We start from the raw sequence: 20,639 nt of genomic DNA on the forward strand, positions 1-20,639 counted from the left end.
TAATGTTATCGGCTTACGCATATACAAATCTATTTAGCGCCGCTCTGTCGATTATTTTGGCCATATTCGTTCTTGTTAAATCGCGTCCTTTGACACAGGATAAAACATTTTTTGTTTTCATGCTTTTGTCAATATCTGCCTGGTGCTTTGGGATATTCGGGCATGCGCTGTCCATCGGTTACATCAGTGCGTATTCGTGGTCGCTGTATTTACATCGATTTGCATTTTTTATTCCCGTTTTCTATTTCATTTTTGTCTATTTCTTTATTAATTCCAAAAGCCTGATCTTTAGAGTTTTGATCTATATAAATATATTGATCTTATTGTTGCTGGAATATTTGTCATTTCTTTATCCATCATCAATAGTATCCTATGTTTCGAGCATGTCTTTATTTCAATTCTTTCCGAGGGCAGGCATTTTATATAGCCTTTATGTCTGGCAGTTTGCTCTTTCAATACTGATCGCATCTGTATATTTGGCATTTGCGATAATAGGGCAGAAAAACAACATAGTAAAGCAAAGGAATCTCTACATATTGATAAGCACTTTGATTGGCTTTCCGTGTGCTGCTTCAACAATAATACCGATGTACAATATCAATATCTTCCCTCTTGGCAATTTTGGAACTTTCTTATTCGTCATTGTGTTGGTCTATTCAATGATGAAACATGAGTTAATGGATATTAAGCTTGTTATAACAAGAGCAATGGCCTACGGCTCTGTATTTTTTGTGATCATTCTTTCATTTATAGCTATCAATTTCATTCCTTTTCCTGACCGACTGTCGATAATAGCGAATGCGATTACCTGTTTCTTGTGGCTTTTCTTTGCGGACAAGCTGAGATCTTTGATTCAAACGCCCCTCCAGGAAAAATGGATAACCGGTTGGTATGATTCAGGCAAGCTATTGAACAGAATATCTCAAAAGCTGGTGCCGGTTGTTGAAAGAACTGAAGTTTTCGATCTTATCTCCGATGAATTAAAATCCACAATAAGAATAAGCAAGATCGATGTAAAGAAAGGAGAAAGCGGACAAACATATGACGATTTGGCGCAAACAAAAGAAGGTCTTGTGATTCCTCTTTCATCTTCTTCAGGACTTGAAGCGCTTATGATCCTTGGACCAAAAATATCCGAAGATCCATATGACGATAGAGATCTCACGCTGTTCAGAATACTTATGAACCAAGCGGTCCTCATATTCGACAGAATAAAGCCTTATGAGCAAATCAAACATGAATTCGGTTCTACACAGAAAAAGCTATTTGAAACGGAGAAAATGTTGTCCCGCTCCGCTCGCTTAGCCTCACTCGGAACATTAACCGCGGGAGTTACTCATGAAATAAGAAACCCTCTGGCTGTCATAAGGTCATCGACCGAGGATATTTCAAAAGTAGATCAAAACAAAGACAGCATTAAAACATTTCAAACCCTTGTCTTAAAGCATGTTGACAGGATCGCCGGAATTGTGGACAAAATGCTTTATCTGTCAAAATCCAAGGCAGCCGTTAATAAAGAGATTGATATTAATAAATTTATAGAACAGTATATTGTCGGATTGGTTTCTTCAAAGAATACGGAACTTCTGACCCAACTTAATCCTGTCCCAAATGTTTTGGCTATTGAAGACGATCTTCATCAAGTACTGATCAATCTGACTAGCAATGCGATAAAAGCAATGCCTAACGGCGGAAATTTAACAATTAAGACTTATGAAACAAAAGAAAACGAATCCAGAAAGGTTGTTATTGAGGTTTCAGATACAGGGACCGGCATACAGCAGGAAAACCTTGAAAAGATATTCGATCCGTTCTTCAGCACCTGGGAGAACGGAACAGGTTTAGGATTAAGCATTTCTTATAAGATCATTGAAGAATTAAAAGGAAGGATCGAGGTCCAGAGCCAGGTCGGCAAGGGTTCAACATTCAAGATAATTCTGCCCGCGGTTTAATTAAACTATTTCAAAAAGCCCCGTTCTTTGCCCTTATCATGGACTTCGATCTTCATCTTTTCTATTTCCTGCTCACCACCGATAATTATTCTATCGAGAGTTGCAAATAATTCTTCTTCTTTAACAGGCTTTCTTAGATAAGCGAGCTTACGGGGTGTTCTCTTCCACTTCTCATCATCTTCCCAGGCGCTTAGGATTATGACAGGGATGAAAGACTTCATCTTATCCAGATTCAATTCTGAACTGCTCTTTTCATATTCTTCTTTCCTTATCTCCCATAGTTTTTCCAAAAATTGCATGCCATCCATTTCCGGCATTTTAATATCAAGAAGAATACATGCTATTCGGTTTTTGGGAATATCCAAAAACCATTTATTCTTTTCAATCTCAAGAAACGCGTCTTTTGCCCTATATACTGCTTTTGCATCATACTTTCCTGACAACCTGATCTTATTAACGATCATGTCCGCAAAGTCTTTTTCATCATCAACCATCAGTATCAAGGGCTTAAACATTCTTATTTCTCCTTACAAGTATCTCATCAGGAAAAGCGTAGAAATACATGCGTCTGCAAAATAGTATGATCGCCTTTATTGGCCCGGCAATAATGCCGAATAGAAACATAACCACAAACATCAATGCCGTTAAGATAGCAACATCAAAAGCGGCCCTTCTCGGAGAAGAAGGGGGTGTATTCTTTTTTCGTTCTCCGGTATCAGGATCTCTTGTCTCTTCTTCCCATCTGCCAACTTTTTTCAAAACAAGGTAATGTTTGTAAAGCTTTTTCTCCAGCAAATAGTCTTCGTAGAATTTTTGATAAAAGAGGATCGCATACCCTATCGGTCCTATTATCATCCCATAAACGACCATTAAAGGCAGCCATATCGGGACAAACAGGATCATTACAATAACAAATAGTGCTTTTGAAAGAGGCTGCATAATTCACATCCTTTATCTTGTCGGATAAATAATAGCAACATTATGCAGACAAAATCAAGTATTATTTTGACTTCTCTTTGTCGGGCGCACATTAGAGTGGGCGGTCATAAGGTAGCGCCCGCCATATAACGAAACCGCCCAATATTTCTTTAATATTTGCTGTGCTTGGCATTAGGTATAATCAGAGCAATCAGACCGGTAGTTTTAGAATTATCGTCGAGGCGCAGTTGATTTTCTTTACGAACTAATGTTCCGCAAAGTTTTCCTTCCGCAGTTTTTACCTTTTCTTTCCTATTTTCAAAAGTGTTATCAAGGCGGCTTGGGGCTGGGTGGCGGCAGCCCCAAGCCGCAGAAAGCTGCTCTTCCTAGCGCAATTCTTTTTTCTTATCGCCATTTAAGAAGGCGGGCTCGTAATTGGCGCTGTCCAACAGTGCTACTTCTATTGCCTCTTTAGAATAAATTAAAAGATGTGCCTTTTGTGCTGAAAAATATTGTCCTCTCCCTGTTTTTCCAGTTTATCATTTCCCCGCTTTTCGCTGTCAAGTTGGGACCGATCTGCTCGGTCCCAACTGCTCCAGTCAGCTTCGACTCGCCTTCACAACAATGAAACATATAGCTCCGGCTCGCTCAGCCTCCTTCCGCCCCTTCGGGTGACAGCGGCGGGGAAATGATCCTTGATTCTCAAGGAGGTATCATTCATGTCTATTCATCATTTGGCCGGGGTTGTTGGGTCCCGTTCTCTTCCGGCTCGCTTTGCTCCGCTCATTGATCAGGTTGTGTCTTTGCTTCTGGCTCGCGGGTTTGATGTGGCTTCTGGCGGCGCCGTGGGCGCTGATCAGTTTGCTTTGTCAGCTCTCCTTGGTTGCGGCGCTTCCTATCGCGGCGTTATTCATTCGGCCTGGTCTTCTATTTCGGGCTTCCCCTCCCAGGTCCGCGCTGATGTGGTTCAGTTCATTGCGGCCGGGGGTCGCGTGGTTTGGGGCTCTGCTTCTGCCGGTTCTCCACGCTCTGTTGCCGTTTCTGCTCTTCTTGGCCGCAATAGGCGTTTGGTTTCCGTGTCCTCTGTCGTTGTTGCTTTCCTCCACGGTCCTTCGCGCGGTTCTCTTTACACAGTTCGTCAGGCTGTTTCCCGGGGCGTTCCTGTCATTGTCTTTCTTTGCGGCGGCGGGGCCTGTTTGCCGCCTGATCTGGTTAGTTGTTGTCATATTTTCAACGGGGAGGTATAATCATGTCAGAAATAAAGGTTTCACAATGTTGTGAGCATTGTTTATACCCTTTACATTGTAATAGCCAGAAAAAAGCAGAATGCCCAAGTTTTCTAAGCTACATCGGTTCCCTACACTTGTCCAATGCTCACCGGAAGTTAATTACAGAGCTTAAGAATTTATTAACCAAGGGATCAAAATATTCCTGCGAAAGGAGAATAAGTGTATGAAAGCCGCTATCTATACGAGAGTTTCAACCGACGGGCAGGCCGAGGTCGAGTTTAATTCTTGTGAGACGCAGGAGATCAAGATCAGGTCGTTCATATCAAGCCAGAATGATCTTGATGTCTATAAAGTCTATTCAGATCAAGGCTATACAGGAGCCAATACTGACCGGCCTGCCCTCCAGGAGATGATCGGCGATATACAGAATGGGAAGATCAACCTTGTTATAGCGTATAAAATCGACCGCTTAACAAGGTCGCCTAAAGATTTTTATCAGCTTATTGAGATCTTTGAGCAATATAATGTTAGCTTCATATCTGTTACAGAAAGATTTGACACATCTACCCCATCCGGAAGGCTTTTGAGGAATATAATGCTTACTTTTGCCCAATTTGAGCGTGAACTCATCAGCGAAAGAATAAAAGACAAAATGTTTGAACGCGCCAAAAAAGGCTTTTGGTGCAGCGGGGTTACACCTTTCGGCTATAGGAGAGAAAACAAAAGGCTGGTAATTGAACCGAGGGAAGCGGATATTATTCGGACCATATTTGAAACTTTTGTTTCAACAGGGGTTTTGGCTGAAGTATATGAGCTATTAAAACGTAAAAAGATGTTTGGCAGGAATGGACTGCCTATACTTAAAACCTGCATTTCTTACATCTTGAGATCCACAGTGTATATGGGAAAAGTCAGGCATAACGGGATCTTTTATAAGGGCTTGCATGAGCCGCTCATTTCAGAAGAGCTTTTTCAGGAAGCTCAATTGCTTTTTAAGCCGCTCAATAAAAAAAGCAAAGTTTTTAACTACACATTATTCCCGGGATTGGTCAAGTGTAAAGAATGCGGCTCGATTATGACATCAGTTTTTACAAACAAATTCAGCAACGGTAGACGGGTAAGGTATTTTTATTATCGCTGCACATCAATAGTTAAAAGAGACAGATCATTCTGCGACATTAAGCAGGTAAGCTCCGACAGATTAGACTCCTATATCGTTGATAATCTCGATAAAATAGCCAAAAATCAGCAATACCTGGATAGTTTGATCTTTATGCTCAATAATCAGGCCAAGGGTAGGCAAATTGGGGTCGAACCAAACGGGGACGGCTCTTTTTATACCTCCGAAAGAGTGCGCGAGATCATAGGAAAGATCGTTTCCGCCTCAAAACTTCAAGGCAATGTTGAAAAGAGGGCTGTCATAAAAAGGCACATCAAGGCATTAATTTATTCAAAAGAGGAAATAGAAGTATCCCTGTTGTACAGCGCAAATGACTCGCCCGCATTCGAAAATGGCCCTAAGAAAAAAGAATTGAGCACGGAAGACCATCAATCGGCGGCTTGGGTCTGCCGCCACCCAGCCCCAAGCCGCCGTGATAACACTTTTGAAAATGAAAAAGGAAAGTTAAAAACTGCGGAAGGAAAACTTTGCGGAACATTAGTTCGTAAAGAAAATCAACTGCCTGGAGCCGGAGTCGAACCGGCACGGGATTGCTCCCAACGAATTTTAAGTCCGTCGCGTATACCAATTCCGCCATCCAGGCGTTTTCATTTTAAGCCTATGACCCTGTAAGGGGTTTCCCCTTTTTTAACTAAGCCCAGTTTCTTTCTCGCTGCCAGCTCGATACAGGCGCTGCTACTTAGCTCCTGCGCTTTTTGCCTCAACTGCTTTGACAGGGCCTTTTCCTTATCAAGGTTCTTTTCTATAAGAAGGTTCTCCCTTTCCAGGCCGGAAAGAGTTCTCGTGTCCCTGAGCAGAACAAAAACAAAATAGGAGATCAGCACCAGCAGAAGGACAAAAAAAAGCTCCGGCTTTCTTTTTTTCCATTTCATTTCAGTCTGTCAAGCATCTGACGGGCATACTGGCTGTTGCCGTCCAGATAAAGCGCCTGTTCAAATTCCTCTATGGCCCTGTTTCTGTCCCCTGCTTTAAGGTAGTAATCCCCCAGCCCTGTATGAAGGACCGGATTCGAAGGGTCTATCATAAGGCCGCTCTGCAGCACAGAAAGGGATTCCTGGCTCCTGCCTGTCCGGAACAAAACTTCGGCCTTTCCCACAAGCGCCTGTACGAATGACGGATCCTTTGCCAGCGCCGTATTGAACAATTCAGCTGCCCTGGCATTGTCCCCGGCCCTCAAGTGGATATTTCCTGCAAGGGTAAGCATAGACGCATTATCGGGATTAAGACTAAGAAGCCTGTCATAAACAGCCAGAAGCCCTTTAACATCGCCCTTCTTTAGATAATAAGAGCTGACCGCCTTGCTTACATCTTCCATGGTCGGATTGGCCTCAAAAGCTTTTTCAAGGAACCCCATCGCCTCTTCCTCTTTCCCCTCTATCTGGGCAAGGACCGCTAGGTTCTGGAAAGCCTCTGCATAGTAAGGGTCTACTTTCAAAGCCCTGCGGCTCAGGTTTTTTGCTATTTCTGCCTGTTCCTTTTGTCCGGTTTGAGCCAGGAAAAGCCGCGCCCTTCCCATCATATAAAAGTTGTCTGCATTGTAAGGGTCCACTCTCGAACCTCTTTCCAGCACTGCTATGGCCTCTTTCATCGCCTCAGGATCTCCGGAGCCTCCTGCCGTGTTCAGTATGGTTATCCCATAATTGGTGTAATAGCCGCCTTCAAAGGGAGAAAGCGCTATGGACTTTTGGTGCTCCCTTACGGCTCTTTGATAATCGGACCCCGAAATTATCTTTGCGGCTTTAAAATGATAGTCCGCTATATAAGGAATGAACGAAGCCAGCGCAAGAAAGACCGCAACGGCCCAGATAGACAGCAGAAGAACTGTTTTAAGAGCGCTGTCTTTTATCTTAATATCCAAATTGCGGGGATTTCCGGAAGAAACACCGGCTACCGCGCCAAGGAGCACCCAAAAAAGCGAGCCAATGGCAACAACGCCGAAGCTGAACTGGTTCTGCACTATATAAGAGAGGATAGCAGCCAGGCAGGCGCCGACCAGAAGGGATGTCTCATCCCTTTGTTCCAGTTTTTTTAAGCCTGCATAAAAGACGCCCCCCAGGAACCAGGCATATATGAAAAGAGAAAGCATCCCTTTTGTTATGGCTGTATCAAGGATCTCGTTATGGCAACGGTCCTGCTTCACATGAAAGCCTTCCTTGAACCTGAACTGAGAGGTCTCGTATTGCGGGAACATCATCTTTATGACCTCAGGCCCGAGCCCAAGGACGGGCCGCTCCGCCATTACGGCAAACGCGCTCTTCCAAGTCTCCAGCCTGGAACCCGCGGCAGACCTGAACTCTATTCTTGAAGGGCCTCCCTCTGCCGCGCTCAGGCTTACCTCCTGCCTTATCCTGTTCATCGGAGAGAACCTGGAAAAGGTGAACATTGAGACAAGCACGATCAGCATCACTGCAGATATTACTGAAAGTTCCTTCCATTTGGAAAAAAGCAGCTGCCTGCCCGCAAATACCAGGACAAGAATACCTCCGCACAAAAGCCCCAGAAGCCCGCCCCTGCTTTGGGTGAACAGCACCGAGATAAAGGCTAGCACCATCGAAAAGGCGACAGCCGCCTTAAGGAGCCTGCTGTCAAGCTCAGGGCTCCTAAAAACGAAATAGATAAGAAGACTGAACACGCAGGCAAAGGCCAACACCCACATGACCGGAGCCGTGATCCCGTCAACACTAAAGATCATGTAGACGAACAGGAGCAGCGCCGCCGGAAAAGAAAGGAATATCCTTGCCTGGAACAGGATCTCTTCCCAGTTTATTATAAGCGCCGGTTTTTTGCGCTTTTGGTTCTTGCCTGCTTTCTTTAAGGGGACATTCTCTTCTTTAAAGAACGGAGCATGCCGGCGCTGCGCAAAAAGGAGTATGCCCATCCCCAGCATAAATGACATGTCAAGGTAAGCCGCAAGAAAGTTGGGTTGGCCTATGGTCGAGATAACCCTTTCATTGGTAATTACTCCGCCCCAGACAAAGGGGTCCAGCCCCATCCTCTGTATCATGCCGTAAACCGACATGAGGGCTCCCGATGACACGGCGCACACGATCAGTTTTTTGAGCATTCCCTCGGCATTAACCAGATTTGACGCCAGGAAAAACAGCACTACATAATTTCCTATGGTTATAAGGCCTTCATACCTGCCATAGGACCCGAAAAAACTGACATAGACATTAATGGAAAGCAGCGTAGCCGCTGTGCAGGCAAGGAAATATGTAAGCGCCGGGATATCGCTTAAGGTCCTTGTGAACCTTCCGCCGTTGTCAAGCAACAGCCTGGTGGCCCACAAAGCAAGAATTACGGCCGTAAAGGAGCGGATCAAAGTGGCCTTGCTCAGGGAAAAGACTATGCCGATGCTCCTGTCAAAGAAGAGCGGAGCGCAAAAAAGCAGTGCAAAGAACAGGAGTTCTATGGCCAACGCGATGTGCTTTGAATGTTTATGGGGCATTTTTTAGATTATAACATCCCGAAATACCAATTCCAAATAGTACTTCCAAACAGCAGGGCCGCGCAGGCTCCCGCCGCAATAGCGGGGCCGAACGGCACCTTGTCCTGTCTTTTTTTGACGCCCGAAATAAGAGCAGGAATAAGGAACAGGAGCGCAGAAAAAAAAGCCAGATAGACGGCAAGGACGATCCCCTGCCATCCCAGCAAAGCTCCGGCCGCGGCAGAAAGTTTTACGTCCCCTCCCCCCATCGCTTCTTTCCTGTAGATAAGGCTGCCTATCCGGTATATTGCATACATCATCAGGAAGCCCGCTGCGGCCCCGTAAACAGAGAACAAAAGGCTGTTTTTGACCGCGAGGCCGTAAAACAACCCCAGCACCGCGCACGCAAGGCTGACGGAGTCAGGCAGTTCCATGGTATCAAGGTCGATAAAGGCAGCCGCGGTGAGAAGACAAACAAAGATGATAGAGAACCCAAATTCTATTCCCAAACCGAACCTCCAAAGACAGAGGCAAAAAAGCAAAGCGGTCAGGCCCTCTACCACCGGATATCTTGGGGAGATCTTAACTCCGCACCCGGCGCACTTTCCGCGCAGCAGCAGCCAGCTAAGGACCGGAACCAGCTCCAGAGGACCAAGGCGCCTGCCGCATTTTACGCACGATGAAGGAGGAAACACCACAGATCCGCCCCTGGGCAGCCTGTAAATGCATACGTTCAAAAAACTCCCGACCAAAAGCCCGAACACGCCCATTATCAGGTATTCCATTGGATAAATGATAGCACAACACTTCAAAGAAATGACTAATGACTAATTAAGGAAGAACATTATAGTGATGACGCGAAGCGTCGCATTAATTAGTCGCTAGTGGCATTAGTTATTTGTCATTTGCTTTTTAATCGGGTTATTATATAATGCAGAATAAAGGAAGGTGCATTAATGCCGGCAGAAAGAAAATCCCTCGGGGAGATACTGGTAGAAAAAAAGGTGATCAGCGCCCATCAGCTGGAGCAGGCACAGAAAGAGGCGCTGAAAACCGGAGAGACCCTCAGAAAGGCACTGGTCAGGCTTAATCTTGTAAAAGAACAGGACATAATATCCTTTTTTGAGCAGCAGTTGAACATACCCTACATTGATCTGGCCAACTACATAATAGACCCCAAGATCCTGTCCCTGGTCCCGGAGGAGTTCGCCAAAGAAAGGCAGATAATACCTTTATTTAAGACCGGAAATATTGTCACCGTAGCCATGGTGGACCCTCTCAATGTCATGGTGCTGGACGAGGTCCGGGCAAAAACAGGGTGCATCGTCGAGCCCGTAGTGGCGGGTGAATCCGAGATCAAAAAAGCGCTTAACCAGTATTTTGGCGTGGGCACCTCGATAGACGACGTCGTAAAAACCATAAGCTCCGAAAAACTGGAGATACAAAAGACTTCTTCGGAAGAAGAGATATCCCCGGAAGAAATGAGGCTGGCCGCGGAAAAGGCACCCATAGTTAAACTGGTGAACCTCATCGTGATGGAAGCGATCAGGGGCGGGGCCTCCGACATCCACATAGAACCGGAAGAAAAATTCCTGAGGGTAAGATACAGGGTGGACGGCATAATGCACGAGGCCTCGCAGCTGCCAAAGAACCTGCAGGCCGCCGTTCTTTCCAGGATCAAGATCATGTCCGACATGAACATAGCGGTAAAAAGGAGCCCTCAGGACGGAAGGTTCAGGATCAATATAGAAAAGAACCTCGTGGACCTGCGCGTATCATCTTTCCCTACCATTCACGGGGAGAACATCGTTTTAAGGATACTGGACCCGGGAAGCGTGCTTATCGGACTGGAGGACCTGGGGTTTTATCCCGAAAATCTGGAGCAGTTCAAAAGCCTGATAGACAAGCCCTACGGCATCATACTCGTTACCGGACCGACCGGCTCGGGAAAAACCACCACCCTTTACTCAGCCCTGTCCACGATAAACTCCCCTGACAAGAACATCATCACTCTTGAAGACCCAGTCGAGTATCAGCTCCAGATGATCAGACAGGCACAGATCAATGTCAAGGCGGGACTTACCTTTGCCTCGGGCCTTCGGTCCATATTAAGACAGGACCCGGATGTGATAATGGTCGGAGAGATCAGGGACATGGAAACGGCCGAGATATCCATCCAGTCGGCGCTTACGGGGCATCTGGTCTTTTCAACGCTCCACACGAACGACGCTCCGGGAGCTCTGACCAGGCTGGTGGACATGGGGGTAGAGCCTTTCCTTGTTTCCTCTTCTGCTATCGGCATACTGGCGCAGAGGCTGGTACGGACCATCTGCCCGGACTGCAAAGAAAAGATCGCTCCCAGTCCCAAATTGCTCTCGGAACTCGGGCTTTCCAAGTCCGGCGCGGCCTTTTACAAAGGCAAAGGCTGCAAGAGCTGCAATAATACAGGTTACAAGAAACGCGTGGGGATCTATGAACTTCTGCTTATAGACGAAAAAATAAGAGAACTGATACTTCAAAAAGCTTCGGCGGACACCATCAGAAAAGCGGCCCAGGCGGCCGGCATGAAGTCCCTGAGGGAGGACGGACTCCGCAAAGTGCTTGACGGAAAGACCACTCTGGAAGAAGTCGCCAGAGTCACCAGAATAGATTAATGCCCCAATTCACCTACAAGGCGCTGGACAGCTCGGGAAAAAAGGTTAACGGCGCTTTTGAGGCCATAAGCTCCGATGCAGTGTTTGACAGGCTTTCTTCCTCAGGCCATACGGTCATATCAATATCGGAAAAAAAGGACGCTCTTAATCTCAAGGCGGTCGACGATTTTTTGATGGACCTTACAAAGGTCAAGATAGAAGAGCTGGTAATGTTCTCCCTGCAGTTGTCCAACATGCTGGGCGCCGGCATTTCACTTCCCATTGCCCTTACCACGATAGAAAAACAGACACAAAACCCCAAACTCAAAGCTGCAACAAAAAAGATCGCCGAGAACATAAATCAGGGAAAAACTTTGTCCGAATCCCTTGCCCAGCACAAAGGCATTTTTTCCAACCTTTTCATAAACATGATCGCGGCCGGGGAAGCAGGCGGCAACCTGGACGAAATACTTACCAGGATCTCGTCGTTCATAGAGCACGAAGCCGCGCTCAAACAAAAAATATCTTCGGCCATGATGTACCCTATGATACTGATGTTTGCCGGGATCCTTGTCGTAAGTTTTGTCGTAACGACCGTTATCCCGCCCTTTGTCAAGATCTTTGCCGATTCAGGAATGCCTCTGCCTCTTCCCACGCTTATGCTCTACAGCCTCAATCTCCTGATCAGGGCGTTCTGGCTGCCGGCAGCCGCTCTGCTGCTTGCTTTGTGGGTCGCCCTTAAATGGTGGAGCAAGACCCCTAAGGGAAAAATGATGATAGACTCGCTAAAATTGAGGCTCCCCCTCTGGGGTGACCTTTTAAGAAAAGTTGAGATCGCGCGTCTTACAAAAACACTCTCCGCGCTTTTATCCAGCGGCATACCTCTCATCCAGGCGCTTGAAGTAACGGAAAAAACTGTAGAGCTTGCTCCAATGGCTGAATCCATAAAGAACGTGGGAGGCTCCGTCGGCAAGGGCGAGAACATCAGTAAGCCGCTGGAATCAAGCCGGCAGTTCCCTCCAATGGTGGTACATATGGTAGCTGTCGGGGAAGAAACCGGCACTCTTGAAGTTATGCTCGGCAAGATAAGCGACTTTTATGATCTTTCCACTGAAATTACCATAAAAAAAGTGACCTCTTTGCTGGAACCGATCTTCCTTGTGGTCATCGGCGGCCTTGTCGGTCTTATCTTCGCGTCAATACTGCTGCCGATATTCGGAATGGTTAAAACGCTCCGCCGCTGATTTTGTTGATTTTTTGGACGATTGGGGTATAATAAAAATTTAAGGAGCCCAAATGGAGATAGACTCTATACTCAGGGAATGTATAGAAAAGGCGGCATCGGACCTTTTAATAATAGCTGACTCGCCCTTGATGATCAGACGCGGAGGAAAGCTATCCCCCCTCGAGGAAAGGCCTCTGTCCGCTGAAGAAAGCAAAAATCTCATCTATTCTCTTCTTACCAAAGACCAGCAAACCCGCTTTGAAAAAGAAAAGGAGCTTGACAGCTCCTATCATCTCCAGGGGGTTTCCCGCTTCAGGGTCAATGCGCACTATCAAAGAGGCAGCGTAGCGGCTTCGCTGCGCACCATCCCGGAACAGATCCCCTCTCTCGAAAGCCTTCGCCTGCCTGCCGCAGCCACTGATTTTATAAAAGAGCCTAGAGGTCTTGTGCTGGTTACAGGAGCTACCGGTTCAGGAAAAAGCACCACTCAGGCCGCGATGATAGATGTGATAAACCACAGCCGGAGCTGCCATATTATCACAATAGAGGACCCCATCGAGTTCATCCACAACAACGACAGGAGTGTCATAGAACAGAGGGAAGTCGGATTTGATACGGATTCGTTCACGAACGCTCTCAACCGGGTCCTTAGGCAGAACCCTGATGTCATCCTTATCGGGGAAATGAGGGAACTGGACACTATTTCTACCGCGGTCACGGCTGCAGAGACCGGACATCTTGTCATCTCAACCCTTCACACTAACGACGCGGTTCAGACCATAGACAGGATCGTCGATGTGTTCCCCCCCCACCAGCAGAACCAGATCAGGATCCAGCTCTCTATGACTCTCCAAGGGGTTATCTGTCAGCAGTTAATACCCAGATCCGACGGCATGGGGCTTGTCGTGGCCGCGGAAGTGCTAAAAGTGAACCCTGCTGTCAGGAACATCATACGCAAGGGCTCTACCCAGGAGATATACTCGATGATGGAGATAGGGGTAAAACAGGGCATGCAGACCATGGATATGGCATTGAGAGACCTTTACCGGGACGGGCTCATTAAATACGAGGATGCTATAGCAAGGGCGATAAACCAGGACAATTTGGAAAAAATGCTTGCAAAGCAATAGCTTGTGTTATATACTTCCAAAAAGGAATTTAAGAAAACGGAAGGGGGTGAGATAATGTTCAAAGGAAAAAAAGGTTTTACTCTTATAGAGCTTTTGATCGTAATGGCAGTGATCGCAGTTCTTATAGGTATAGCTATACCCAGTTTCAGGGGAATGCAGAACGAAGCCAAGAGAGCAAAAGCCCAGGGTGATCTCAGGGTCATCAAGCTGGCAATAGAGGCTTATAACGCCAAGCACAGCGCTTATCCGACGGCCTTGGCAACCCTAGAGTCAGAAGCAACCGTTATCCAAAAACTTCCGTCCGATCCGTTCGGAACTACTTACGGATACGCGGTTGACGCATCGCCGGCCAACTACTACGCGATTTGGTCAGTGGGTCCGGACAACACAACCACCGCCTGCACCATCAGCACGGCAGGGGTTGTTACGGTAGGAGGAGATACCCAGATAGGGACTACCAACGGTACGCCTCCAAACAGCAACTGGCAATAAGCCGGTTTTTTAGCTAAAATTGGGCCCCGCTTCTGCGGGGCCCTTTGTTTTTTTGATAATACAAGCGCTATCTGGTATAATCCATTTCATGAGAAGAACCTCCGGCTTTACCGTTATCGAACTGCTCATCGTGATAGCGATAATGTCGGTCCTTATAAGCATAGGAGTGGTCAATTTTGCTTCTCTGAACGCCGAGGCCCGGGATGCAAAAGCCAAAAGCGACCTCAGGGTCCTCAAGCTTGCGATAGAGAATTTCTCTTCTTCCCGCATGAGATATCCTTTAGCCCTTTACGAACTGGAAGACGGACCTGCGCTGAAAAAACTGCCTAAAGATCCTTTTTCTGAGAACGAAGATTACGGTTATTTTATCAGCCGAGGTTATTTCGCGGTCTGGTCTGTCGGTTTTAACGGAAAAAGCGGCGTTGTATCCATTAGCTATGGCGGGCTGGTTAGTGATACTGACGAGGATGATATAGGACTTACCAACGGGGCCTGTCCGAACAAGTTCTGGGAATGAAATTCTTTACAATATATAACGCCTTTGATATAATTCCGTAAAATGAGCACAAAAGGCTTTTCTTTGATGGAAATGATTTTGGTGCTGGCATTGGTGATCGCAGGATTCCTCCCGCTGATGCTGCTTTTTTCGAACGGGGTAGTGACAAGCTCCAATACCACAAAGGCATCCCAAGGCCTTTTTCTGGCGCAACAGACTATGGAACAGTTAAAAAATATCTCCTGGTCTAATATCATAAATTCCTCAGAAGCCGCCGGGACCATTAGCGGTTATCCGTCTTTTAGCAGAACCGTAGCCGTAACGGAACCTTATGTAAACCTGAAGAATGTTGTGGTCGAGGTTGCATGGCATACAGGCGCATTGTCTGATTCGGTAAGCCTGGAAACATATTTCGCGAACTATTGACAATGAACAAAAAAGGAACAACAATGATAGAGTTGATAATCGCGCTCTCAATAACAGTTCTGGTTATGGGGGTGCTTGTGTATTCCTACATCGCTGTTGTTGATGTGTTCAGAGGGGAAGTGGATACCAGCGGGATCGAGATCGAGTCTTCACGCGCAATGGAGATAATGTCAAAAGAAATGAGGGGACTTAATGAGATCCAGTCTGCCACAGGAACTTCCATAACGTTTTGGGGCAAAGACCTCAACACGAACGGGACAAAAGAAGCAAATGAGATAATCACCTACTCTTGGGATGGGACACCCAAAGGAGAACTGCTTAGGACAGTTTCCGGACAGCAGCATCCTATCGCACGCAACGTGAACGCTTTCGAGATCACTTATGACAGCGTTCTTCTGCCGTCCATAAAAAAAATAGACATTAAAGTGGTCACCGGCAGCGGGGATCAGCTCTCCACAAAAGAATCCACCGTAACACCGAGGAATTTATGAGAACTTTTTCGCGTAACAACAACGGCAGTCTTTTTCTGACATTCATCCTGCTGGTGGCCATTGCGGCGATCTTCATGTCGTTCTTTTATATACTGATCGGGAGGATACAAAACCTTCCGCTAGAAAAAAACCGCGTCAGGGCTTTCTATATTGCCGAAGCCGGCATTCAAAAAGCCATATGGAACCTTACCACCCCCACAGGTCTTGGAGGCCAGGGAAGCACCTGGAGAACAACCGGCATAACCGAGTCTTTTTCCGGAGGGCAGTACACCGTATCCGTGATCGACGGCGCTTCGGGTTCGGTGATCATTACATCCACGGGAGAGGCCGCCGGCCAGGCCAGGTCTCTTCAACAGAGGATGTCTTCTGTCGCGCTTCCGGTCGCATTTAACTACGCCATATACAATAACGGGAATTTTACTCTGGCGGGACTGGCCAAAGTTACCGGACCGATCTTTGCCGACGGCAATGTCAACATTCTGACCTTAAACCATCATCCCGTGGGAGGCGTGTATCTATCCCCGGGGCACACTCTTACGGTCAACGGAACACCAACCCCTCCGACAGAGATACTCGATCCGGCGCCCGGGCTCCCTTCGCTTGACACCTCTTATTATGACGAACAGATCGTAGAGGCCGGCAAAGTGCCCTCAGGCAACAAGAGCTACAAAGACTACAACCTCAACGGGGGAACACTATATGTTAATGGAGACCTTTCAATTAACGGCAATATTACCGGCGGAGGAGTTATTGCCGCAACCGGAAAGGTTAATATGCTGGGAGGGGCTAATGTCTCCCCGGACACAAAGATCATCAGCAACGGCAAAATGACAATAGGGAGTCTGTTTAAAACAACTAATTTCCAGGAGGATACCGTTCTATACTCAGCAACCAGCATATCTGATTACGGCAGCAACCGCATCAAAGGTTCTGTTATCGCCCCAAAGATCACTCTTATCGGCGATGATACGATCTACGGCATTTTGTATTCGTGGGATGTTGCAGTAACCGTTATAGGCGTGGCAAACATTTACGGGGCTGTTGTTAATCCTGCTACTTCTTTATATCTCGGCCTGATATCGATCGAATATGATCCCTCTTATCTGCCGGCTCCTCCGCCGGGACTGTCCAGCGGAGGCTTATCCGTTATCAAAGGTTCTTTTATGGAGCTTGACTGATATGGGCTTGTTAAGCAACAAGTCAAAAATCCTTATAGGCCTTGATATAAGCGGCGGCTATGTCCGCATGGCCCAGCTTAAGATCTCCGAAAAAGATACCCTTCTTGAGAACTACGCGGTGGTCGAAGTGCCCCAGGCCAAAGAGGGGCAGGACCGGATCTCCGTTCTTTCTTCCGCAATAAAAGAAGCCGCCGCCGGGTTTTCAAAAGACAAGAACAGAGAGGTCTTTGCCATGACCTCGGGGCCCGATGTCAGCATCAGAAGGGTCCTTTTGCCAAAACTCTCCGGCAAAGAGCTTGCAGAGGCCATCAAATGGGAGACCAAAACACATTTCCCGTTCCCTGTGGACAAGGTGGTCATCGACAAGTATGTGATGGGGCCTGCCCAAGACAAAGGCATTGATAAGCTTGACACCTGGTTAGTGGCCGCGCAAAAAGAACTTCTTGAAAAAAGCTGGGGCCTTACAGAAAAAGCCGGCCTTCCAATAAAAGGCATCTCGGTGCCGCCCTTTGCCGCCTGGAACCTTTTGAGGACAGAGGGACAGTTAAAGGACTCAACTGTGACGGTCTTTATCAACATGGGAGCAGAAATAACAGGGATCAGTTTTTTTGACGGACAAAAACTTGATTTTTACAGGGAACTGTCGATAGCCGGCAATAATATCACCAACGCCATGGTAGGCCTTTTTGTTTCCGACAACTGGCAGATGAACATCAATTACGAACAGGCGGAAAAGATAAAAAGGCAGTACGGCATTCCCAAAGAAGGCACCGAAGAAAAGACTTCTGACGGAGTGCCTTTGTCCAATATCCTCCAGATAATGAAGCCGGTGCTAAAGAGGTTGATGAACGACATCTTAAGGTCCTTTGACTATTACAAGGAACAGTACAACAAGACCAGGATAGACCGGGTCATAATATCGGGGGGCTCTTCCAAACTGCTTAACCTTGCGGAATACCTGTCCTCGGGCCTCGGAATTAAGGTCGAAACGCTGAATAAACTTGTCAGCATAAAAGTCTCGGATAGTATAGATGCGAAACAGCTGGAGCAGGACCTGTCCCATCTCACTACCTCCATAGGGCTGGCGCTGTCCCGGGCAAAGGAGATCAACCTTTACTCCAGAAAAAAAGAAGCCCTGTCCCTTTCGCTCCCGTTTGACCTTGAAAGGTTTATCCCGGCTTTGTCGCTGCCGTCCCCTTCCGCCAAAGTCCCTGCGATCATCGCCTCCGCCGTCCTTGCGGTGTTCATTGCGGCGGCTCTGTTTACCGGCTACAACCTGGACAAGACCATCAGTTTCTATTCAAAACAGCTCGAAGAAAAAAAGATCCTCCTGACCGACCTGAAACTGCTCTCGGAAAGACGGGCTATACTCTCAAAAATAGAAAAAGAACAAGCTCCTTTGAGGGGGATACTTACTGAACTCACCAACATACTGCCTCCTTCCGTAACGCTCAGCGGTGTTTCTTATGTGAACGCCTCAAAATACCTTGTAATATCAGGTTCGGCACCCTCGGTACAATCGATAGGAACTCTGCTTAAAAACATAGAAGGCTCTTCAATGTTCAGTAAAACTATACTGATAGAGGCAAAAAAAAGCCCCAGCGGGGCGGAAAGCCTGTTTAATATGACCTTTGCGGTGGACCTGTAAATGGGGACCGAGAGACCTTTCTGGCAAAAAGCGGCCGTGGCAGTCGTTGTTCTCTGTGCGCTTTTCTGGGGATATTATAACTTCTATTACAAAGCCAAGGCAAAAAAGATCTCCGACCTTAAACTGGCGCTTTTAACCACCGACCGGGAAATAGAGCTGATAAAACCGGCCGATATTCTTCAGAAGGGAAAACTACCCGTACATGAAATGATCGAAAAGCAGCTTGCCCAGATAAGCGAAAAGATACCCAATGAACTGGAGATCCCCTATCTTCTTCAGGGCTTTATTGCCAACAGCGCAAAAGGCCTTAACATTCATTACGACCTTATCCAGCCCATGGCCCCTGTCCAGGAGCAGAAATATAAAAGGGTACCGATCAAGGTCTCTTTTACCTGCGATTTTGACAGCCTCAATTCCTACATAATGAACATCGAAAACCTGCCCATAACCATAAGGACAGATACTCTTGACATAAGCAAAGCCCCCTCCCCTCCTATGCTGAACATTAAAATGGACCTTTCTGCTTTTGTTTCATCAGGAGGCCCGGCAAAAGCCGGGACCGATACCCTTAGCCCCTACAAGGTGCATTTGACCGACCCCTTCTTTGCCGGAGGCATAAAGGCCCCTTCCGTTAAAAAGAGGACCGTGTCAGCATCCAGAAAACAGCCGGCAAAAAGAGCCCCAAAGCTCCCTGTATTTGCCGGAGTATTTGACGCCGGCTCTCTAAAAGCCTTTGTCGACGGGGAACTCGTTGGCGTGGGAGGCTCCGTAAAAGGTTATGAGGTCCAAAGCATTGAGCCCAAAAAAGTCATTGTAAAGAAATCCGGAAAGATATATACTTTGTTTTTAGGGAGGTAACTGCTAAGTGGCAAACAAGCTCCTGTCCGGGTACCTGGCAGCCGTTATGCTAGTTGCTCTCGGCATATTTACTCCCTCCGTCTGTCAGGAACCTGTGGCGCAGCCGCTTCTTCCGATAAACGGGACAAAGCTCTCCCTTAACCTCAAGGATGCCCCGATCAGCTCGGTGCTTTCGGCCCTGGGACAGGAGGCCGGGCTCAATATAGTCACTGGAAAAAATATAACGGGCAAGGTCACGATCTCCTTAAAGGATGTGACCGCCTCCGAAGCCCTCTTTTCCATAATAAAAGCTTCCGGGCTCATTGCAAAAAAAGAAGGCGACATCATCAGGATAAATGCTCCCTATGAGCCTTCCTTGGGAGATGTAATAGCCAAAGAAAAGGGAGTGATAACCAAGACCTTTGTATCTAATTTTCTTTCGGCTGACGATGTAAGGGAAACGCTCAACAAACTCGGATATGAAGACACAAAGGTTATCTCCACCAAAGGCTCCAACATCATTGTCGTGGAAAGTTCAGCAAAGAATATAGCCAAGGTCTCGGGCATCATAAAGAAGCTGACGGCCACTCCTAACCAGGTGCTGGTAGAATCCCGCATAATGGAGATAACAGCCGGCAACGCGGCCACTCCTTCCACTCTGGGAATAAAAGGAAAATACACCGGCTCCACTTATACCGTCCAAACCGAAGGCACCGCCAACCCTGCCGCAGTCGGGGTCCCCGGGTTTTACGCGCATGTGGTCAGGGGAAATGCCGAGGCCTACCTGCAGGCACTAGAGAACAAAGAAGGCTTTAACATGCTGGCCAATCCCAAGGTGATAGCGGTCAACGAAAAGCCCGCCAGCATAATAAGCGGATCAAAGCTGGGATATAAGACCTCGATAACCACACAGACCGGCACCATCCAGAACGTCGATTACCTTGAGGTGGGAACCAAACTGGAGTTTACCCCCTACATTTCAAGCGACGGCTCAATAAAGATGGAGATCCATCCCGAGGTAAGCGAGGGCTCTATCACCACCGACGGCCTTCCGCAAAAGAACACGACCGAGGCCACAACTACCGTGATAGTTAGGGATGGGGAAACTATTATAATCGGCGGGCTTATCAAAAACAAGAGCAAAGAAACTTCCAGCGGGGTCCCCATTTTAATGGACATCCCCTTTATAGGGAACTTCTTCAAGAAGAAAGAACTTCTTTGGGAAAAGAAAGAGATCATCGCCATGCTGACGCCTCACCTCATAACCCCGAAAAAGATGAAAGAAATGGGGGCCGAGGTCGAGCGCATGTCGCGCCAGCAGACCGAAGCCAGGACTGGCGAGGAACCGGATGTCTGGTGGTGGCTTAAGTAATTCCT

The 20,639-nt window shown here is 47.2% G+C and carries 18 protein-coding genes and 1 tRNA gene; 12 read left to right on the forward strand and 7 right to left on the reverse strand.

Features of this window, described 5'->3' with window-relative positions; translation table 11 throughout:
- Positions 1–2: 2 nt before the first annotated feature.
- Positions 3–1,952 carry an ATP-binding protein gene (locus WC490_00220; GenBank protein MFA5097041.1) on the forward strand — a complete coding sequence of 650 codons (1,950 nt, stop codon included), beginning with the start codon at positions 3–5 and terminating at the stop codon, positions 1,950–1,952.
- A gap of 5 nt (positions 1,953–1,957) precedes the next feature.
- Here the strand turns inward: WC490_00220 and WC490_00225 are convergent, their stop codons facing one another.
- The 7 genes from WC490_00225 to WC490_00255 all read right to left on the reverse strand — a co-directional run bounded on the left by WC490_00225 (position 1,958) and on the right by WC490_00255 (position 9,491).
- Positions 1,958–2,467 (reverse strand): response regulator, encoded by a 510-nt coding sequence (locus WC490_00225; GenBank protein ID MFA5097042.1) that lies wholly within the window; start codon positions 2,465–2,467, stop codon positions 1,958–1,960.
- Positions 2,460–2,891, reverse strand: a complete 432-nt coding sequence (locus WC490_00230) for a hypothetical protein (protein ID MFA5097043.1) — start codon at positions 2,889–2,891, stop codon at positions 2,460–2,462. Before WC490_00230 ends, WC490_00225 begins: the two co-directional genes overlap by 8 nt.
- Before the next feature lie 848 nt (positions 2,892–3,739).
- Positions 3,740–4,096 (reverse strand): hypothetical protein, encoded by a 357-nt coding sequence (locus WC490_00235; GenBank protein ID MFA5097044.1) that lies wholly within the window; start codon positions 4,094–4,096, stop codon positions 3,740–3,742.
- A gap of 1,682 nt (positions 4,097–5,778) precedes the next feature.
- A tRNA-Leu gene (locus tag WC490_00240) sits at positions 5,779–5,862 on the reverse strand.
- 4 nt (positions 5,863–5,866) lie between these two features.
- On the reverse strand, positions 5,867–6,151 hold the full coding sequence (locus WC490_00245; GenBank protein MFA5097045.1) for a septum formation initiator family protein: 285 nt from the start codon (positions 6,149–6,151) through the stop codon (positions 5,867–5,869).
- Positions 6,148–8,727 carry an O-antigen ligase family protein gene (locus WC490_00250; protein MFA5097046.1) on the reverse strand — a complete coding sequence of 860 codons (2,580 nt, stop codon included), beginning with the start codon at positions 8,725–8,727 and terminating at the stop codon, positions 6,148–6,150. Before WC490_00250 ends, WC490_00245 begins: the two co-directional genes overlap by 4 nt.
- Positions 8,728–8,735: 8 nt before the next feature.
- Complete coding sequence (locus tag WC490_00255) at positions 8,736–9,491, reverse strand: prepilin peptidase (protein MFA5097047.1); 756 nt, start codon at positions 9,489–9,491, stop codon at positions 8,736–8,738.
- Between the two features lie 171 nt (positions 9,492–9,662).
- On the opposite strand from WC490_00255, the gene gspE reads away from it, so the two are divergent.
- The 11 genes from gspE (at position 9,663) to WC490_00310 (ending at position 20,634) form a co-directional block, all read left to right on the forward strand.
- Positions 9,663–11,360, forward strand: a complete 1,698-nt coding sequence (gene gspE / locus WC490_00260) for a type II secretion system ATPase GspE (protein MFA5097048.1) — start codon at positions 9,663–9,665, stop codon at positions 11,358–11,360.
- Entirely contained in the window at positions 11,360–12,583 is a 1,224-nt protein-coding gene (locus tag WC490_00265) for a type II secretion system F family protein (GenBank protein MFA5097049.1), read from the forward strand. The genes gspE and WC490_00265 overlap by 1 nt, the downstream gene beginning before the upstream one ends.
- A gap of 52 nt (positions 12,584–12,635) precedes the next feature.
- Complete coding sequence (locus WC490_00270) at positions 12,636–13,694, forward strand: type IV pilus twitching motility protein PilT (protein ID MFA5097050.1); 1,059 nt, start codon at positions 12,636–12,638, stop codon at positions 13,692–13,694.
- Positions 13,695–13,748: 54 nt separating this feature from the next.
- Positions 13,749–14,186 (forward strand): type II secretion system protein GspG, encoded by a 438-nt coding sequence (locus tag WC490_00275; protein MFA5097051.1) that lies wholly within the window; start codon positions 13,749–13,751, stop codon positions 14,184–14,186.
- A gap of 88 nt (positions 14,187–14,274) precedes the next feature.
- Positions 14,275–14,703, forward strand: a complete 429-nt coding sequence (locus WC490_00280; GenBank protein MFA5097052.1) for a prepilin-type N-terminal cleavage/methylation domain-containing protein — start codon at positions 14,275–14,277, stop codon at positions 14,701–14,703.
- Positions 14,704–14,745: 42 nt separating this feature from the next.
- Positions 14,746–15,108, forward strand: coding sequence for a prepilin-type N-terminal cleavage/methylation domain-containing protein (locus WC490_00285; protein MFA5097053.1), 363 nt, complete (start codon positions 14,746–14,748; stop codon positions 15,106–15,108).
- A gap of 2 nt (positions 15,109–15,110) precedes the next feature.
- Positions 15,111–15,599: a hypothetical protein gene (locus tag WC490_00290; GenBank protein MFA5097054.1), complete on the forward strand. Its 489-nt coding sequence runs from the start codon at positions 15,111–15,113 to the stop codon at positions 15,597–15,599.
- Complete coding sequence (locus WC490_00295) at positions 15,596–16,777, forward strand: hypothetical protein (GenBank protein ID MFA5097055.1); 1,182 nt, start codon at positions 15,596–15,598, stop codon at positions 16,775–16,777. Before WC490_00290 ends, WC490_00295 begins: the two co-directional genes overlap by 4 nt.
- 1 nt (position 16,778) lies before the next feature.
- Entirely contained in the window at positions 16,779–18,425 is a 1,647-nt protein-coding gene (pilM, locus tag WC490_00300) for a type IV pilus assembly protein PilM (protein ID MFA5097056.1), read from the forward strand.
- Positions 18,426–19,283 (forward strand): type 4a pilus biogenesis protein PilO, encoded by an 858-nt coding sequence (pilO, locus tag WC490_00305; GenBank protein MFA5097057.1) that lies wholly within the window; start codon positions 18,426–18,428, stop codon positions 19,281–19,283.
- A gap of 7 nt (positions 19,284–19,290) precedes the next feature.
- Positions 19,291–20,634, forward strand: coding sequence for a hypothetical protein (locus WC490_00310; GenBank protein ID MFA5097058.1), 1,344 nt, complete (start codon positions 19,291–19,293; stop codon positions 20,632–20,634).
- The last annotated feature ends 5 nt before the right edge of the window (positions 20,635–20,639 follow it).

This window comes from Candidatus Margulisiibacteriota bacterium (genome assembly GCA_041650635.1).
In the GTDB taxonomy this organism is placed as follows: Bacteria; Margulisbacteria; WOR-1; order JAKLHX01; family JBAZKV01; genus JBAZKV01.

What these genes read in the sequence shown, in the direction of transcription:
- WC490_00255 (MFA5097047.1), bottom strand. Translation starts at nt 9,491, where the DNA reads ATGGAATACCTGATAATGGGCGTGTTCGGGCTTTTGGTCGGGAGTTTT.
- WC490_00235 (MFA5097044.1), bottom strand. Translation starts at nt 4,096, where the DNA reads ATGACAACAACTAACCAGATCAGGCGGCAAACAGGCCCCGCCGCCGCA.
- WC490_00270 (MFA5097050.1), top strand. Translation starts at nt 12,636, where the DNA reads ATGGAGATAGACTCTATACTCAGGGAATGTATAGAAAAGGCGGCATCG.
- WC490_00225 (MFA5097042.1), bottom strand. Translation starts at nt 2,467, where the DNA reads ATGTTTAAGCCCTTGATACTGATGGTTGATGATGAAAAAGACTTTGCG.
- WC490_00220 (MFA5097041.1), top strand. Translation starts at nt 3, where the DNA reads ATGTTATCGGCTTACGCATATACAAATCTATTTAGCGCCGCTCTGTCG.
- pilM (MFA5097056.1), top strand. Translation starts at nt 16,779, where the DNA reads ATGGGCTTGTTAAGCAACAAGTCAAAAATCCTTATAGGCCTTGATATA.
- WC490_00230 (MFA5097043.1), bottom strand. Translation starts at nt 2,891, where the DNA reads ATGCAGCCTCTTTCAAAAGCACTATTTGTTATTGTAATGATCCTGTTT.
- WC490_00280 (MFA5097052.1), top strand. Translation starts at nt 14,275, where the DNA reads ATGAGAAGAACCTCCGGCTTTACCGTTATCGAACTGCTCATCGTGATA.
- WC490_00265 (MFA5097049.1), top strand. Translation starts at nt 11,360, where the DNA reads ATGCCCCAATTCACCTACAAGGCGCTGGACAGCTCGGGAAAAAAGGTT.
- WC490_00290 (MFA5097054.1), top strand. Translation starts at nt 15,111, where the DNA reads ATGAACAAAAAAGGAACAACAATGATAGAGTTGATAATCGCGCTCTCA.
- WC490_00250 (MFA5097046.1), bottom strand. Translation starts at nt 8,727, where the DNA reads ATGCCCCATAAACATTCAAAGCACATCGCGTTGGCCATAGAACTCCTG.
- WC490_00275 (MFA5097051.1), top strand. Translation starts at nt 13,749, where the DNA reads ATGTTCAAAGGAAAAAAAGGTTTTACTCTTATAGAGCTTTTGATCGTA.
- WC490_00245 (MFA5097045.1), bottom strand. Translation starts at nt 6,151, where the DNA reads ATGAAATGGAAAAAAAGAAAGCCGGAGCTTTTTTTTGTCCTTCTGCTG.
- gspE (MFA5097048.1), top strand. Translation starts at nt 9,663, where the DNA reads ATGCCGGCAGAAAGAAAATCCCTCGGGGAGATACTGGTAGAAAAAAAG.
- WC490_00295 (MFA5097055.1), top strand. Translation starts at nt 15,596, where the DNA reads ATGAGAACTTTTTCGCGTAACAACAACGGCAGTCTTTTTCTGACATTC.
- WC490_00285 (MFA5097053.1), top strand. Translation starts at nt 14,746, where the DNA reads ATGAGCACAAAAGGCTTTTCTTTGATGGAAATGATTTTGGTGCTGGCA.
- pilO (MFA5097057.1), top strand. Translation starts at nt 18,426, where the DNA reads ATGGGGACCGAGAGACCTTTCTGGCAAAAAGCGGCCGTGGCAGTCGTT.